Annotated in this window: 17 protein-coding genes; 10 read left to right on the top strand and 7 right to left on the bottom strand. The window is 34.1% G+C overall.

Annotated features, from left to right (window positions below; all coding sequences use genetic code 11):
- Nucleotides 1-59 precede the first annotated feature (59 nt).
- Nucleotides 60-455, bottom strand: a complete 396-nt coding sequence (locus QWY92_RS07555; protein ID WP_290269888.1) for a heavy-metal-associated domain-containing protein — start codon at nt 453-455, stop codon at nt 60-62.
- 183 nt (nt 456-638) lie between these two features.
- On the opposite strand from QWY92_RS07555, the gene QWY92_RS07550 reads away from it, so the two are divergent.
- From QWY92_RS07550 to QWY92_RS07530, 5 genes are all read left to right on the top strand, one after another.
- Nucleotides 639-1,091: a DUF4199 domain-containing protein gene (locus QWY92_RS07550; RefSeq protein ID WP_290269886.1), complete on the top strand. Its 453-nt coding sequence runs from the start codon at nt 639-641 to the stop codon at nt 1,089-1,091.
- Nucleotides 1,092-1,189: 98 nt separating this feature from the next.
- On the top strand, nt 1,190-1,813 hold the full coding sequence (gene rplU, locus QWY92_RS07545) for a 50S ribosomal protein L21 (protein WP_290269884.1): 624 nt from the start codon (nt 1,190-1,192) through the stop codon (nt 1,811-1,813).
- A gap of 41 nt (nt 1,814-1,854) precedes the next feature.
- Nucleotides 1,855-2,115: a 50S ribosomal protein L27 gene (gene rpmA, locus QWY92_RS07540; protein WP_158846950.1), complete on the top strand. Its 261-nt coding sequence runs from the start codon at nt 1,855-1,857 to the stop codon at nt 2,113-2,115.
- Between the two features lie 216 nt (nt 2,116-2,331).
- Nucleotides 2,332-5,175: a TonB-dependent receptor gene (locus QWY92_RS07535; protein WP_290269879.1), complete on the top strand. Its 2,844-nt coding sequence runs from the start codon at nt 2,332-2,334 to the stop codon at nt 5,173-5,175.
- Nucleotides 5,176-5,177: 2 nt separating this feature from the next.
- Complete coding sequence (locus QWY92_RS07530) at nt 5,178-6,194, top strand: phytase (protein ID WP_377878470.1); 1,017 nt, start codon at nt 5,178-5,180, stop codon at nt 6,192-6,194.
- A gap of 57 nt (nt 6,195-6,251) precedes the next feature.
- On the opposite strand, the gene QWY92_RS07525 is transcribed toward QWY92_RS07530, so the two are convergent.
- Nucleotides 6,252-6,713, bottom strand: coding sequence for a DUF1569 domain-containing protein (locus QWY92_RS07525; protein WP_290269877.1), 462 nt, complete (start codon nt 6,711-6,713; stop codon nt 6,252-6,254).
- 102 nt (nt 6,714-6,815) lie between these two features.
- Here QWY92_RS07525 and QWY92_RS07520 point away from each other — a divergent pair, with 102 nt between their 5' ends.
- From QWY92_RS07520 to QWY92_RS07510, 3 genes are all read left to right on the top strand, one after another.
- On the top strand, nt 6,816-7,085 hold the full coding sequence (locus QWY92_RS07520) for a hypothetical protein (RefSeq protein WP_290269875.1): 270 nt from the start codon (nt 6,816-6,818) through the stop codon (nt 7,083-7,085).
- A gap of 108 nt (nt 7,086-7,193) precedes the next feature.
- Nucleotides 7,194-7,403: a putative signal transducing protein gene (locus QWY92_RS07515; RefSeq protein WP_290269873.1), complete on the top strand. Its 210-nt coding sequence runs from the start codon at nt 7,194-7,196 to the stop codon at nt 7,401-7,403.
- Between the two features lie 265 nt (nt 7,404-7,668).
- Nucleotides 7,669-8,676, top strand: coding sequence for an NAD-dependent epimerase/dehydratase family protein (locus QWY92_RS07510; protein WP_290269871.1), 1,008 nt, complete (start codon nt 7,669-7,671; stop codon nt 8,674-8,676).
- Here the strand turns inward: QWY92_RS07510 and QWY92_RS07505 are convergent.
- Genes QWY92_RS07505 through QWY92_RS07495 form a run of 3 tightly spaced genes read right to left on the bottom strand, consistent with a single transcriptional unit; the run spans nt 8,636 to nt 11,380 of the window.
- On the bottom strand, nt 8,636-9,307 hold the full coding sequence (locus QWY92_RS07505; RefSeq protein WP_290269868.1) for a DUF4296 domain-containing protein: 672 nt from the start codon (nt 9,305-9,307) through the stop codon (nt 8,636-8,638). The two genes, QWY92_RS07510 and QWY92_RS07505, sit on opposite strands and share 41 nt — an antisense overlap.
- A complete protein-coding gene (locus QWY92_RS07500) occupies nt 9,304-10,650 on the bottom strand; it encodes a dihydroorotase (RefSeq protein WP_290269867.1) in 1,347 nt (448 codons plus the stop codon). The genes QWY92_RS07505 and QWY92_RS07500 overlap by 4 nt, the downstream gene beginning before the upstream one ends.
- Before the next feature lie 7 nt (nt 10,651-10,657).
- Nucleotides 10,658-11,380 (bottom strand): polyprenol monophosphomannose synthase, encoded by a 723-nt coding sequence (locus QWY92_RS07495; protein ID WP_290270018.1) that lies wholly within the window; start codon nt 11,378-11,380, stop codon nt 10,658-10,660.
- A 118-nt stretch (nt 11,381-11,498) separates the two neighbouring features.
- Here QWY92_RS07495 and QWY92_RS07490 point away from each other — a divergent pair, with 118 nt between their 5' ends.
- Both QWY92_RS07490 and QWY92_RS07485 read left to right on the top strand, forming a co-directional pair.
- Nucleotides 11,499-12,146: a DUF4271 domain-containing protein gene (locus tag QWY92_RS07490; protein WP_290269865.1), complete on the top strand. Its 648-nt coding sequence runs from the start codon at nt 11,499-11,501 to the stop codon at nt 12,144-12,146.
- Between the two features lie 22 nt (nt 12,147-12,168).
- Nucleotides 12,169-12,918, top strand: coding sequence for a uroporphyrinogen-III synthase (locus QWY92_RS07485; RefSeq protein WP_290269863.1), 750 nt, complete (start codon nt 12,169-12,171; stop codon nt 12,916-12,918).
- A gap of 84 nt (nt 12,919-13,002) precedes the next feature.
- Here QWY92_RS07485 and QWY92_RS07480 read toward each other — a convergent pair whose 3' ends face one another.
- Both QWY92_RS07480 and QWY92_RS07475 read right to left on the bottom strand, forming a co-directional pair.
- The gene (locus QWY92_RS07480) at nt 13,003-14,601 is read right to left on the bottom strand and encodes a S41 family peptidase (protein ID WP_290269860.1); all 1,599 of its coding nucleotides are present in this window, start codon (nt 14,599-14,601) and stop codon (nt 13,003-13,005) included.
- Nucleotides 14,601-15,032, bottom strand: coding sequence for a deoxycytidylate deaminase (locus QWY92_RS07475; RefSeq protein WP_290269859.1), 432 nt, complete (start codon nt 15,030-15,032; stop codon nt 14,601-14,603). Before QWY92_RS07475 ends, QWY92_RS07480 begins: the two co-directional genes overlap by 1 nt.
- Between the last annotated feature and the right edge of the window lie 8 nt (nt 15,033-15,040).

The raw sequence follows: 15,040 nt of genomic DNA, 5'->3' as shown, positions 1-15,040 counted from the left end.
AAAGATGCTTCAGTTAAAACCAAAGCATCTATAATAAAATATTATTTTTCGAAAACGAACTAGCTTCCACTTTCCGAAGAAAAAGCAGCAACTGTTTTCATATCCTTTACACTGTATAAATCAGCAACGCTAGACACGGTTTTTGTTAGAGACTCTGGAGTTACTTTAGCTTCATCGTATTCTACCATGGCTATTTTTTTATCGAAATCAACTTTAGAGGATTTTACACCTTCCATTTTAGCTATTTTTTTCTCGATGGCCGCAGCACATCCCATAGCGCACGTCATCCCTTCAATAGTAAATTCCGCTTTAGCATAAGTAGCATTTGGATCTAATTTAGCAACAGCATCATTAGCATGTTCAACTGTTTTTACTTCAGCTTTAGCTTCATTTTTACAACTAAATGCAAAAATAGTAACCACTGCAAGCATTAAAATATTTTTTATCATTTTCATAACTAGCGTTTTAAGTTTATGGAATAACAAAATTACTAAATACTTGTTATTTAGAGCCTGAAATAGAGATTTTTTATGATTCTTATAACAGAGTGATTACAATATTTTTAATCAAAAAACATTTAAATATTATGATAAACCACAAATTTTCACGAAATTGAAAAGAACTAAACCATAAAAACCATGAAAAAAATATCGCTCTCGCTTAGATTCGGACTCGTTACAAGTGCTGTGTTAATTGCATATTTCTTGGTTCTCGGGTTATTCGACCTACACAAAAACCCCTTATTTAGTTTGTTTAATTCTGTAATTACAGGTTTTGGAATTTATGAAGTAATACGTCTGCGTAAACTACAAAATATTAACACTTTTAGTTATGCCGAAGGTTTTAAAACAGGTGTTTTTACTGGTTTTATAGCCACACTAATTTTTACAGCTTTCTTTTTAATTTATTCTACAGAAATAGATCAGAACTATTTACCTGCACTTACTAATTCTATGAACGGAAACTTCAATATTAACGCAGGTTTAATTACTTTTATAGTTGCTATAATGGGTTTAGCAACAACGGTAGTTTCGGCTTTTGTAATCATGCAACGCTTTAAAATAAGTCAAAATGTAACTGAAAACGAATAAATGGTTTGTAAATTAATTAATTAGCAGTATATTTGCACCCGCTTATGGACAAAGTAAGCATATTTTATAAACAAATTAATTAATAAAAACGTTACGCTATGTACGCAATTGTAGAGATAGCAGGGCATCAATTTAAAGTTGAAAAAGACCAAAAAGTTTTTGTTAACCGTTTAGCAACAGAAGAAGGTAAGGAAGTTTCTTTCGATAACGTACTTCTAGTTGGTGATGGTGACAATGTAACTGTAGGCGCCCCAGCTATAGATGGAGCACAAGTAAGTGCAAAAATCTTAAGACACCTTAAAGGTGACAAAGTTATAGTTTTCAAAAAGAAAAGACGTAAAGGTTACCGTGTTAAAAATGGTCACCGTCAATCTTTAACTGAAATTGTAATTGAAAGTATTACTGGTTCTGGAGCTAAAAAGGCAGCCCCAGCAAAAAAAACCGAAGCTAAACCAGCTGCTAAAAAAGCAACAGGAAAAGCTGATGACTTGAAAAAAGTTGAAGGTATTGGACCAAAAATCGCTGAAACTTTAGCTGCTGCAGGTATTGCAACTTTTGCTGAATTAGCGAAAACAGATGCCGCTAAAATTTCTGAAATCATCGCTGATGTTCGTGGAAACCACGTAACTGACACATGGCCAGCACAAGCTCAATTAGCTGCTGATGGTAAATGGGATGAGTTGAAAAAATGGCAAGACGAATTAGATGGTGGTAAAGCTTAATCGCTGAATTACTTAAGTATAACAATATAAAACCTTAGATCATGGCTCATAAAAAAGGAGTTGGTAGTTCGAAGAATGGTAGAGAATCTGAATCAAAACGTTTAGGCGTTAAGATATTTGGAGGACAAGCTGCTATTGCTGGAAATATCATTTTAAGACAACGTGGTAACACGCATCACCCAGGTGAAAACGTTTACCAAGGAAAAGATCATACATTACATGCATATGTTGATGGTCTTGTTAAATTTACTAAGAAAAAAGATAACAAATCTTATGTTTCTATCGAACCTTTCGAAGCTTAGAAACTAACATTCTTAATAGAATTAAAGCCCTTTCTGGAAACAGAAGGGGTTTTTGTGTTGGTAAAAACTGATGTTTTATCAATATGTTTTTAATGTTAACTACAGGTTAAAAACCTAGGCTTTCCTCAATTAAGTTAACGTTAATTTTAAAAAACGATAACTTAATTTCATTCTCATTTTTATTATTTCGTCAAGACAAAATAACGAACCATAATCATGAGAAAAAACAATGCCATTTTAATAATAACGCTACTACTTTCGCTGTTAGGCATATCGCAAGAAGGTAATATACAAGGAGTTATTACAGATAGCGACGGACTGAAAGTCCCTTTTAGTAATATTATAATTAAATCTTTAAAAAAGGGAACAATATCCGATGTTAACGGAAATTTTACACTTATTGGCGTTCCTGCAGGTAACCAAACCATAACAGTAACTTACATAGGTTATGATGATAGCAGCGCAGACGTTTTAGTAAAAGCCGGAGCAACTTCCACATTAAACTTTAATATTACTCCAAAAGCATTAGAGTTAGATGGCGTAACCATTACAAGTTATGTTAGTGGCCAAGCAAAAGCACTTAATGCACAAAAAAACAAACAAAACATTACCAACGTAGTATCTACAGATCAAATTGGTAAATTTCCAGATGCCAACATCGGTGACGCTATTAAACGTATACCCGGTATCACCATGCAAGTAGACCAAGGTGAAGCTAGAAACATTATTGTTCGTGGTTTAGCGCCACAACTAAACTCTGTAACTTTAAATGGTAGCCGTATACCCTCTGCCGAAGGCGATAACCGTAATGTACAAATGGATTTAATTCCTGCGGATATGATTCAGCTTATTGAAGTAAGCAAAGCCGTAACTCCAGATATGGATGCCGATGCTTTAGGTGGCTCGGTAAACTTGGTAACAAGAACATCTCCAGAAGGTTTCCGTGTTTCAGCCACTGCCGGATCGGGTGTTAATTACATCTCAAATAAAAAAATACTTAATGGTTCCTTTTTAATAGGAAATAGAAGTAATAACGGAAAATTTGGATGGATGCTCTCAGCATCGGTAAATGATAACGATTTTGGAAGTCATAATTTTGAAGCCGAATGGGAAGATGAATTTGAATATAACGCTAATGATGACGAAGATAATTTAGAAGAAGTAGCCGTTAATCCTTATGCAAAAACCTTTGAAATTAGAGATTATATTGTACAACGTACACGACGTAGTTTTTCGGCCAATTTAGATTATAAATTAAATGAAAATAACAGCATCTACTTTAAATCCATTTACAACTGGAGAGACGATCGCGAAAATAGATTTAGATTAGAACATGAAATTCTAGATGGCGAAGATATTGCGCCAGGCGATTTTACGGTAGACTCTAATGGTAATTTAAGCATGTTTCCAGTAGAAGCAAAACGCCAAACTAAAGGCGGTATTGACAATGATAGAAATCAAAATACCAGACTAGAAGATCAACGCATGCAAAACTATAACATTGGTGGTGCGCACTTAGTTAACAAACTACAAATAGACTGGATGGCGGCTTATTCTAAAGCTTCTGAAGAGCGTTTAAACGAGCGTTATTTAGAATACGAAAGTGAATACACCATTAATTACAACAACGACTCTAGAAATCCTTTATTCACTCCTGTTGATAATACTGATGCACTTTATAATAGTTTTGAATTTGGTGAGTTAACCGAAGAAAATCAATACACCGAGGAAAAAGACTTTAACGTTTTAGCTAATTTCAAATTACCATTAAACATCTTTGATGATCACAACGGAACTTTAAAATTTGGTATAAAAACAAGATTAAAAAACAAAAACAGAAACAACAATTTTATCGAATACAGCCCAGAAGATTCTAGTTTCGATCTATTGGGAGGTATTCCAACTAGAAATTATAGTAATCCAGATTTCTTAGCTGGTAGTCAATACGCTATTGGATCTTTTGCAACTACCGAATTTCTTGGACAATTAAACCTAAACGACGCTGCTTTATTTGAAGCTGAAGATTTACCAGAAGAATACCTAACAGCAAATTTTGATGTCGACGAAAATGTATTTTCTGGTTACGCCATGACAAGCCAACAAGTAACCGATAAATTAAATATTTTACTTGGTATTAGATTAGAGCACACCAGTATTAATAGTACAGGTAACGAAATTATTTTTGATGAAGAAGGTGATTTCACGGGCAGCAATAGTGTTACAGACAAAAGTACATACACTAACATTTTACCGGGTTTACATTTAAAATACGACTTATCAAAACAAACCGTTTTACGTTTTGCTTGGACCAACACACTGGCTAGACCAAACTATATTGATTTGGTTCCTTTTAGAGAAATAAATAATGAAGATGAGGAAATTAAGTTAGGAAACTCCGAACTAGATCCAACAACATCTATGAATTTCGATGTTATGGCAGAGCATTATTTTAAATCTGTTGGTATTATTTCCGGAGGTGTTTTCTATAAAGATATTCAAGATTTCATTTATGTTTTTCAATATGAAGATGAAAACGAATACGAAGTTTACCAACCTTTCAATGGAGATCAAGCTTCTATTTTAGGATTTGAATTTGCGTTCCAACGTCAACTAGATTTCTTACCAAGTTTTGCAAGAAACTTAAGTGTTTACTTAAATTACACACATTTATCATCTAGTGCAGATGGTATTAGAAATGAAGATGGCGAAGAACGTACAGATTTAGATTTACCAAATACAGCTCCAAATATGTTTAACGCATCGTTAGCTTATGCTGATAAAAAGTTTAACGCTAGACTTTCGGGTAATTTCTCTGGTGCTTATGTAGATGAAATTGGTGGTCGCGCTTTTGAAGACCGTTATTACGACAAACAATTTTTCTTAGATTTTAACGCTGGTTATAAGTTCAATAAAAACTTAAGTATATACGCAAGTTTAAACAACATAACAGACCAGGCCTTACGTTATTATCAAGGTAAAAAATCGAGAACTATGCAATCTGAATCTTACGGACAACGCTTAACTTTTGGTTTAAAATACGATCTATTTAAAAGAAATTAAACATGATGAAGTACAATAAAATAATATTATTAGGAAGCTTAACATTATTGACCGCATGCGGAACTCAATTTCCTGAAATTGCACCAGATGTTATTACAGAAAACACACTTCACGACACTGATGACCCTGCCATTTGGGTAAACCCAAACGATGCATCAAAAAGCATCATTTTCGGGACAGATAAAGAAACCAATGGTGCTATTTATGCTTTTGATTTAGACGGAAAAATTATAGAAAATAAAACCATTAGAAACATAAAACGACCTAACAACATCGATTTAGAATATGGTTTTAAACTCAACGATTCTACCCAATCCGATATTATTGCTTTTACCGAAAGAGAAAACAAAACCATCCGTTTGTATTCGGTGCCAGATATGAAACCTTTGGATAACGGCGGTTTTCCTGTTTTTGAAAATGAAACAGAGCTAGAATTCGACGCCCCAATGGGTATCGCACTTTATAAGTCGCCAAAAACAAATGATATCTACGCTATTGTTGGACGTAAAAACGGACCAAAAGAAGGTTATTTACACCAATATTTATTGACTTCGGATAGTTTGGGGGTACACTCAAAACTTGTTAGAACTTTTGGAGCTTTTAGCGGCAAAAAAGAAATAGAAGCTATTGCCGTAGATAATGAAACTGGTATGGTATATTATTCTGATGAGATGCATGGCATACGTCAATACCACGCTGAGCCATCGCAAGGCGATAAAGAAATTCACACCTTTGGTGGTGAATATTTTGAACGCGATATTGAAGGTATTGCTATTGCAAAATACGCCAACAAATCGTTTTTAATAGTATCTAACCAACAAGCACATACGTTTTGCATTTTCGATTTAAAAACAAACGCTTTTATTAAGGAGTTAAATTTAGGCACTTTGGAAACCGACGGTTGCGACGTTACAACAGTGGCTTTAGGCGATAAATTCCCTAATGGTGTTTTTGTTTCTATGAATGATGAAAAGAATTTCTATTTCCACGATTTAGCAAAGCTGAAATTACTAGAATAAAACATTTTATATTTTAATTAAAAAAGGTTCTTTGAAAGCATTTCGAAGAACCTTTTTTTATGATTTTAAAATATCGCGTATAATTTTCAGATGATGATTGGTGTGGATTTCTAAAAAACGGAGCGTCTGCTTTTTATTTAGCATACCAAACATCGGATGATTAAAATAGGCGTTTTCTGGAAGTATTTCTAGTTTATTAATATACGTTCTAGCCGTTTGCAGCTGCTTAAGTATTTCAGCTTCTACAATGATTTCCGGAGGCCTAACCGCTTTTGGAGCTCTTGCCTTACCTCTTGGAAAGAAACCCAATTTAAACAACGCTATCCGCATAAAACTAAAGCTAGATTTATAGCTTCCCGGGTCAGAATTTATCGCTTGCGCACTTACCGAATTAATCACTTTCAGAGCATGATCTAGCTGCCAACCTACCGTAGATTTCGAAATTTCAGCATTAGTTTTACTTTCAAAAGGAATATGCTGTTCTATTTTAAATAGCATTTTTGTTAAAATAATACTCATTTAGTGTTAATTTAATAATTTTATTGAAATATATTGAATAAATCATTAACTTTAGACTATTGCATTTGCAATTACTTATTGTTTAACTTAATACTTACGCCTATGCTACCCTTTAGATCTGAAATTAGAAATTCCCCAAACCAGCAAGCTATCAAGATTTTCTTGAGTGATGAAACTTTAGATACACGAATTAAAAAACATTTGGAGCATTTTAATGAAATTGATCTTATTGAAATAACAGAAAGTATTGGACAAAATAGAGTTGGCGAAAATATTACTGTATTTTTAAAAGATGATGCGGATATCTCCAAGATGAAATCGTCCATAGATTCCAGTTTATGGTGGTATTTTGAAGAAGACCATGTGGACTAATACGGTTTGACCATGTATAAAAATAATTCTATTTATTATGAAATAACACTTTATTTTAAACGATAAGGTGTTATTATTTTACGTTAAAATTAATACCAAAAAAAATAAATGAGCTTAACAACCATTAAAAAATCGAACTTAGCTTCGGATTTAATTATACTAAAAGGCAAACTAGAATCTGAAGGCATTACCTGTTACTTAAAAAACGAGTTTACAACACAATTAATGCATTATGTACCTACTTGTGAAGTTGAACTTCAGGTGTTAAATTCAGACCTAGAACAGGCTGAGAAAATAATGAGTGCCATGCAAGTTTAATTGCATTACTATTCAATAGGTCCCAGAACTTTATGCGATAGTGATTGTAGCGGCATCCTTTTTGTAAAGCATTTAAATAGGCTATGCTTTAATTTTTAACTGAAATTTCTTTGGAATTGAACAGATCCTGAAACAAGTTCAGGATTACTTTGCAAAAAGATATAGCGGAAAGCGCGGTTTATTTTGGCCACTAAAAGCCAAAATAAAATTGCCCAAATTATACTAAAACAAGTACTTTGGCTTAAATATTTATTACTTTAGTTGCATGATTTTAGTTACGGGAGGAACAGGTTTGGTTGGTGCGCATTTATTGTACAAACTGGCCAGCCAAAAGGAAACAGTTAGAGCCATTTACAGGAATGAACGCAAATTGCAGCATGTAAAAAATGTGTTTGCAACTTATGGCGACGGGGTGGACGTGCTTTTTAATTCGATCACTTGGCTTCAAGCCGATTTATTGGATATTCCTACATTAACTGAAGCTTTTTCGGGTGTTACCAAAGTGTATCATTGCGCGGCTTTTGTATCATTTGAACCTAATAAATACCAGCTTTTAAGGCGCACAAATATTGATGGCACAGCTAATATTGTTAATTTATGTTTGGCTGAAAAGGTTGAAAAACTGTGTTATGTAAGTTCGATTGCCACTTTGGGTAGCGAACTTAATAACAAGCCGGTTAGCGAAGAAACCGTTTGGAACCCAGAGGACGAGAATAGCGTTTACGGGATTACCAAATATGGCGCTGAAATGGAGGTTTGGCGTGGTACTCAGGAAGGTTTAAACGCTGTAATTGTAAATCCTGGTGTTATTTTAGGCGCTGGTATTTGGCATTATGGCACTGGAAATTTGTTTGAAAGAGCGAAAAAAGGCATCCCGTATTACACGTCTGGCACGATTGCTTTAGTGGCTATTGATGATGTTATTCGCGCTATGGTTACCCTTATGGAAAGCGATATTATTAATGAGCGTTTTGTTTTGGTGTCCGAACATGTACCTTATAAGCAGTTTTTAGAAAACTTAGCCTTATCGGTTAATGGGAAACCTGCCAAGAAACAAGCTTCGCGATGGTTTTTAAATTTGGGTTGGAGATTAGATTGGCTTAAAACCCAGCTTACAGGAAAGCGTAGGCAATTAACACGCCACTTAGTAGACACTTTAGAAAGCGATACTCGGTATGAAAGCGGTAAAATAAAAACAGCTTTAAAGTTTGAATTTAAAGCTGTTGATACTGTTATTTTAAAGATCGGGCACCTTTATCAGAAATCGGTTTAAGTAGCTTAGGGGCTTCTTCTCGACTCATACGGCGGAGGTCTTCGGCTTCAATAGCCTCAAGGGCTTCGATATCTTCTAAGGCTTCTAATTCTTTTTTCTCTATAAACGCTTCTATATTTTTTCCTATTTTTTTAATTAAAATTGGGTCTGAACCTAATTCTTCTTTTAAGCGGGTTTTTATAGAATCGTGCAGTTTTAGGTTAGAAATGGAATCCTTTAACTTTGTAACTATCTCAATAGAATCTTTAGCTCGTAAAGCTTTAGCCTTTGCTATTTCTTTATCTTTTATGGCAGTATAGAAAACTTTTAAACCGTCTAAACTATCTTTTACTTTTTCATAAATTTCTTCGTATTCTTCAATATGAAAAGCGTAATATTCGTTACTCTGTGCAAATTGCAAACTATCTATATTATGTTTTTCAAACACGTAGCTTCCTAACTGAACACCATGCTCTTCCATGATGCGTTTGTTTGCCATATTTGCCGACCCCAAAATTTTGGCATCGATTAATATCTTAACCATGTTTTCCTTCGAAATTAAATTCGTAGGTTTTTCTGGCTCGCTAAACTGGAAACAACCTGTAACCAGTAACATGATACTTAAATATGGTAAAACTTGTTTTAAAATCATCTATCGAAAGTTAATCGTTTTGCTGCTTTTACATCGGTAAATTTACCGTTATGATATACTAAACTACCATTTAAAAAAGTATGAGTTATTCTAGATTTAAAGGTAGCACCCTCGAAAGGAGACCAACCACATTTATATAAAACATTGTCTTTTTTAACTGTCCAAGGGTTATTTAAATCTACTAAAACTAAATCAGCAAAGTAACCTTCTTTTACATAACCGCGCTTTTCTACCTGAAATAGAATAGCTGGATTATGGCACATTTTTTCGACTATTTTTTCAATTTTAATTTTCCCTTTATGGAACATTTCTAGCATAGCTGGTAACGCATGTTGTACCAACGGCCCACCAGAAGGAGCTTTAGTATAAACGTTATTTTTCTCGTCTATAGTATGTGGCGCATGGTCTGTAGCAATTACATCAATACGGTCGTCTAATAAAGCTTCCCAAAGGGCATCGCGGTCTTCCTTGCTTTTTACGGCTGGATTCCATTTTATTAAAGTTCCTTTTGTTTCGTAATCTTCATCGCTAAACCAAAGGTGATGTACGCAAACTTCGGCTGTAATCTTTTTATCTTTTAAAGGAATTTTATTACTAAACAAGCTGGTTTCTTTTCCTGTAGATACATGAAAAATATGCAACCTTGCTCCTGTTTTTTTAGCTAATTCAATCGCTGTTGAAGATGATAAATAACAGGCCTCTTCACTACGGATTACGGGGTGATATTTTAATGGAATATCATCGCCAAATTTATCGATATGTTCTTGTAAATTCTTTTTAATAGTTTCTTCATCTTCACAATGTACAGAAATAACCATATCGGTACTTTTAAAAATGTTTTCCAATACTTTTGGATCGTCCACCAACATATTTCCAGTAGAAGATCCTAAAAACAACTTTAATCCGGCTACCGATTTTGGATCTACTTTTAAAATTTCCTCTAAATTATCGTTTGTACCACCAAACATAAACGAGTAGTTTGCATACGATGTTTCGGCTGCACGACTAAATTTTTCTTCCAGCTTTTCAACTGTTGTAGTTTGCGGGTTGGTGTTTGGCATTTCAATAAACGATGTAATACCGCCAGCAATAGCCGCTCTAGATTCGGTTTCAATATTAGCCTTGTGCGTTAAACCTGGCTCTCTAAAATGCACCTGATCATCAATAGCTCCTGGTAAAACATATTTTCCTTCGGCATCTAAAACATGAACATCGGCAGATTTTGCGCTTATGGAATCATTAATTTCTTTAATATAATTCCCTTCAATTAATATGTCGCCTTTTGTTATTTTGCCATCGGTAACAATATGGGCGTTTTTAATAAGTGTCGTTCTTAAATTCATATTTTTTCTACTTTTTAAATAGACTTTTTAATTTCATAGTAATCACTCCAAAAATGGCTTCGGAAATAATACCTCCGCTTAATTTAGAGACACCTTTTGTTCTATCAGTAAAAATCACTGGGACTTCGATAATTTTAAATCCTTTTAAGTAGGCCTTAAACTTCATTTCAATTTGAAAGGCGTACCCAATAAATTTAATGGTATTTAAATCTATAGTTTCAAGCACTTCGCGTTTGTAGCAAACAAAACCAGCAGTGGTATCATGAATTTGCATACCCGTGATTAAGCGCACATATTTTGATGCTAAATACGACATCAAAACGCGATTCATGGGCCAATTTACAACATTTACGCCTGTTTTATAGCGGGAACCTATTGATAATGAGGCACCTTCTAGTTTACAGGCATTATAAAGTTTGATTAAATCGGTTGGATTATGAGAAAAATCGGCATCCATTTCAAAAATATACTCATATTTTTTTTCAATAGCCCATTTAAAACCATGAATATAAGCGGTACCTAAACCCGACTTTTCTTGTCTCACTTCCAGAAATAATCTATTAGAAAACTCATTCTGAAGTTCCTTAACTTTTGCCGAAGTAAAATCTGGAGAATTATCGTCTACAACCAATATATGCAAAGCATCAGACTGCGCAAACACAGCCTTAACTATAGCTTCGATATTTTCTATTTCGTTATATGTTGGAATAATTACAACGCTATCCTTCATCATTTCCCTATTGAAAGCCTACAAATTTTTAGCAAATGTACATTATTTAAAAGACGAGTTCTTTAAAAATTCCTTAATATTTCGAGTGTTTTATTAATATTTATAATAATTTTATACCATGATTAGAGCGATACCATCAAATGAACTATTTACCATACTATTAATGATTGGTATGATTGTTATTGCTATAGCCAAACTTACTGCACCTAAACGCTTTAGAGATTTCACTTTCGTGGTTATAAACTCTAAATATTTAAATATATACAGTCGCGATCAAAAGTTTTTTGACAACTTTGACGCCCTACTCTTTGGCAATTTAATACTTTCTGCATCTGTATTTAGTTCTATTATTTATAGAGACCTAAATAATGTAGCAAGCCTTTCGCCTAATGTAATCTTTAAAATAGCAGTGGGCATTGCCGTTTTCATTCTTATAAAGGTACTTTTAGAACGTTTATTAGGCAGTATATTTAATATTGATGGATTAATTGATCAATATTTGTTTCAGAAAATAAGTTACAAGAATTTTTTAGGGCTCATTTTACTACCCATAAATGCCTTATTACTGTTCACGTTTTCGCCAACCATGCCAGTGATCTATGGCTTTGTTGGCTTACTATTTTTAGTGAATATTATCGGCTTAATAACCTCATTTAAAAGGCATCTAAATTTAATTAAATCTAACTTGTTTTATTTTATTTTGTATCTTTGCGCACTTGAAATTGTACCTTACTTATTTATATGTAAGATTCTAACTTCAAAATAACTGAATAAAACGAACTGTTCTTATGAAAGTGAAAACCATTTTGGTCTCGCAACCCGAACCGAAAATAGAAAACTCTCCTTACTTCGATTTAGAAGAAAAACAAAAGGTAAAAATTGATTTTCGTCCTTTTATACACGTAGAAGGCGTATCTGGAAAAGAGATTAGACATCAAAAAGTAGATTTACACCAATATACTGCTATTATTTTAACCAGTAGAAATGCTGTAGATCATTTTTTTAGAGTAGCTGAAGAAATGCGTTTTAAAGTGCCAGATAGCATGAAATATTTCTGCCAATCGGAAGCTGTAGCCTACTACCTTCAGAAGTATGTAGTTTACAGGAAACGTAAAATTTATGTTGGAAAACGTACTTTTGCTGAACTTTCGCCACTTATTAAAAAATATAAAGACGAAAAGTTCTTACTACCAAATACTGATAAAGTAAAACCTGAAGTACCAGATACTTTAAATGCACTTGGTGTAGATTGGAAACAAGCTACTTTTTACAAAACGGTAGTGAGCGACTTAACAGATTTAGCCGATGTACTTTACGATATTTTAGTATTCTTTAGCCCATCAGGAATTGAATCTTTATTTCAAAACTTTCCAGATTTTCAACAAAACGATACCCGTATCGCTGTATTTGGAAATACCACCATTAAAGCTGTTGAAGAAAAAGGTTTACGTGTAGATATTGCTGCGCCAACTCCGGAAACACCTTCAATGACGATGGCTTTACAGAAATATATTGATAAAGTAAATAAAGGAAAATAAACCCTCCTTTTTATAATAAACAAAACGCCCGATTTTAATAAAATCGGGCGTTTTTAGTTTTATATTTATTGAATGATGACGCTTTTATTCCTTCAAGCTTTCATCACTTAACTTAATCACTTCATCAATCATAATATCACGTTGATTAAATATTTCATTAAAGGCGCCATTACCAAAAATTTGCTCGCCTAAAGTGGCTTTAATAAACTGTTTTACCTCTTTATGGTAGGCTACAAACGTAATATCCGAATCGGTTCGTACATTTAAATAGTCCTGAAAAGAAAATACCATATCATCTTCTACCTCGTAAGAATCTATAAAATCTTGACGTGTGATATTATCATATTTATGACGGTCTTTCTCTAATTCTTCAAACACAAAATATCGAATAAAACCACGACGCTGCAAAAAGGTGAGCGTTTCATTTTGCATGCTCGAATCTATCGGTACAAACACATCGGGAATAATACCGCCGCCGCCGTAAACTACTTTTCCGCCAGGTGTTGTAAACTTTAACGAATCGGCTACCTGTATTTTTTCTTCATCTAATAATTCACCACTTTCCAAACGCTCATAATATTCATCGTAATAATCTTTATTCCCGTTTTTGTATGGTCGTTGAATAGAGCGCCCAGTTGGCGTATAATAGCGAGATACCGTTAAACGTACCGCGCTCCCATCACCTAAATCCATTTCGCGCTGCACCAATCCTTTACCGTAAGAACGGCGTCCGATAATAGTTCCTTTATCATTATCTTGTATGGCTCCTGCTACAATTTCACTGGCCGAAGCAGAGTTTTCATCAATAAGGACATACAGTTTTCCATCTTCAAAATCTCCTTCATCCGTAGCAAAACTTTTATCTATTTGACCACGCCTGTTTTTGGTAAATAAAAGCAGCTTATTCTCTTCTAAAAATTCATCTAAAATTTTATTCGCTATATCTAAAAAACCACCCGGATTTTCACGTAAATCCAATGCAATTTCTGTAGCCCCTAAATCTATCAACTTATCTAAACCTGTTTTAAACTCATCATAGGTAGTTTCTGCAAAACGGTTTACCTTAATATACCCAAGCTTTTTGGTTAGCATATAAGCCGCATCTACACTTTTTAAAGGTATATGCCCACGCTTAACCGTAATATTTAAAAGTTCAGGCTCTCCTTTTCTAAAAATTTTAAGCACCACATCGGTATCTACGGGACCTTTTAGTTTTTTCACCATATCATCTTCACGTAAACGACTCCCAAAAAGCGAATCGCCATCGGCCATCACAATACGGTCTCCACCAATAATACCTGCCTTTTCACTTGGTCCGCCTTCAATAGGTCGGATTACAGCTATAGAATCTTTATAAGGGTAAAAACTTACACCAATACCCACAAAATCGCCTCTCATACTTTCCGTACTACTTGCCATTTCTTCCTTAGGAATATATACCGAATGTGGATCTAAATTCTCCAGAATACCATTTACGGTTACATCAACAATACTGTCCGTATTAATCTCATCAACATAATCATAATCAATATAATCAATCAATCGGTTCAGTTTTTCCTTTTTACTATTAGACGTAAACGAGCGTCCCGAACCGTTAGAAAAACTTAATTTTCCTCCAATAAGAATTCCCACAGCAATTGCCGCGCCTAAAATTAAAGGTAAATATTTTTTCTGATAGCCCATTATGCTGTTAAATCTTCAATTTGTTCCAAGGCAATACCTGCTTTTTCTAAAAATCGTAAACCTGAATCATCTTTATACGATTGATGATACACCACTTTTACAATACCTGCCTGATGGATTAATTTACTGCAATCTTTACACGGTGACATCGTAATATATAACGTTGCCCCTTTACACGACTGCGTTGATGCCGCTACTTTTAAAATAGCATTTGCCTCGGCATGCAACACATACCACTTAGTGTAACCTGCCTCATCTTCGCAAAAATTCTCAAATCCCGTTGGAGTTCCGTTGAACCCGTCCGAAATAATCATTCTATCTTTTACTATAATAGCACCTACTTGTCGGCGTTCGCAATAGGATAATTTCCCCCATTCTTTAGCAATTCTCAAATAAGCTTTATCGTATTTTTGTTGTTTATTTTGTAACATAAATCAAT

The organism is Algibacter miyuki, from assembly GCF_030409805.1.
GTDB classification, from domain to species: Bacteria; Bacteroidota; Bacteroidia; order Flavobacteriales; family Flavobacteriaceae; genus Algibacter; species Algibacter miyuki.
Note: the sequence above shows the minus strand (reverse complement) of the source record. Positions and strands in the feature narration are given on the sequence as shown.

Bases quoted from the DNA above. Each gene is read 5' to 3' on its own strand.
- QWY92_RS07510 (WP_290269871.1), top strand. From the start codon at position 7,669: ATGATTTTAGTTACGGGAGGAACAGGTTTGGTTGGTGCGCATTTATTG.
- QWY92_RS07555 (WP_290269888.1), bottom strand. From the start codon at position 455: ATGAAAATGATAAAAAATATTTTAATGCTTGCAGTGGTTACTATTTTT.
- QWY92_RS07525 (WP_290269877.1), bottom strand. From the start codon at position 6,713: ATGAGTATTATTTTAACAAAAATGCTATTTAAAATAGAACAGCATATT.
- QWY92_RS07485 (WP_290269863.1), top strand. From the start codon at position 12,169: ATGAAAGTGAAAACCATTTTGGTCTCGCAACCCGAACCGAAAATAGAA.
- QWY92_RS07500 (WP_290269867.1), bottom strand. From the start codon at position 10,650: ATGAATTTAAGAACGACACTTATTAAAAACGCCCATATTGTTACCGAT.
- QWY92_RS07480 (WP_290269860.1), bottom strand. From the start codon at position 14,601: ATGGGCTATCAGAAAAAATATTTACCTTTAATTTTAGGCGCGGCAATT.
- QWY92_RS07490 (WP_290269865.1), top strand. From the start codon at position 11,499: ATGATTAGAGCGATACCATCAAATGAACTATTTACCATACTATTAATG.
- QWY92_RS07495 (WP_290270018.1), bottom strand. From the start codon at position 11,380: ATGAAGGATAGCGTTGTAATTATTCCAACATATAACGAAATAGAAAAT.
- QWY92_RS07550 (WP_290269886.1), top strand. From the start codon at position 639: ATGAAAAAAATATCGCTCTCGCTTAGATTCGGACTCGTTACAAGTGCT.
- QWY92_RS07505 (WP_290269868.1), bottom strand. From the start codon at position 9,307: ATGATTTTAAAACAAGTTTTACCATATTTAAGTATCATGTTACTGGTT.
- QWY92_RS07535 (WP_290269879.1), top strand. From the start codon at position 2,332: ATGAGAAAAAACAATGCCATTTTAATAATAACGCTACTACTTTCGCTG.
- QWY92_RS07530 (WP_377878470.1), top strand. From the start codon at position 5,178: ATGATGAAGTACAATAAAATAATATTATTAGGAAGCTTAACATTATTG.
- QWY92_RS07475 (WP_290269859.1), bottom strand. From the start codon at position 15,032: ATGTTACAAAATAAACAACAAAAATACGATAAAGCTTATTTGAGAATT.
- rpmA (WP_158846950.1), top strand. From the start codon at position 1,855: ATGGCTCATAAAAAAGGAGTTGGTAGTTCGAAGAATGGTAGAGAATCT.
- QWY92_RS07515 (WP_290269873.1), top strand. From the start codon at position 7,194: ATGAGCTTAACAACCATTAAAAAATCGAACTTAGCTTCGGATTTAATT.
- rplU (WP_290269884.1), top strand. From the start codon at position 1,190: ATGTACGCAATTGTAGAGATAGCAGGGCATCAATTTAAAGTTGAAAAA.
- QWY92_RS07520 (WP_290269875.1), top strand. From the start codon at position 6,816: ATGCTACCCTTTAGATCTGAAATTAGAAATTCCCCAAACCAGCAAGCT.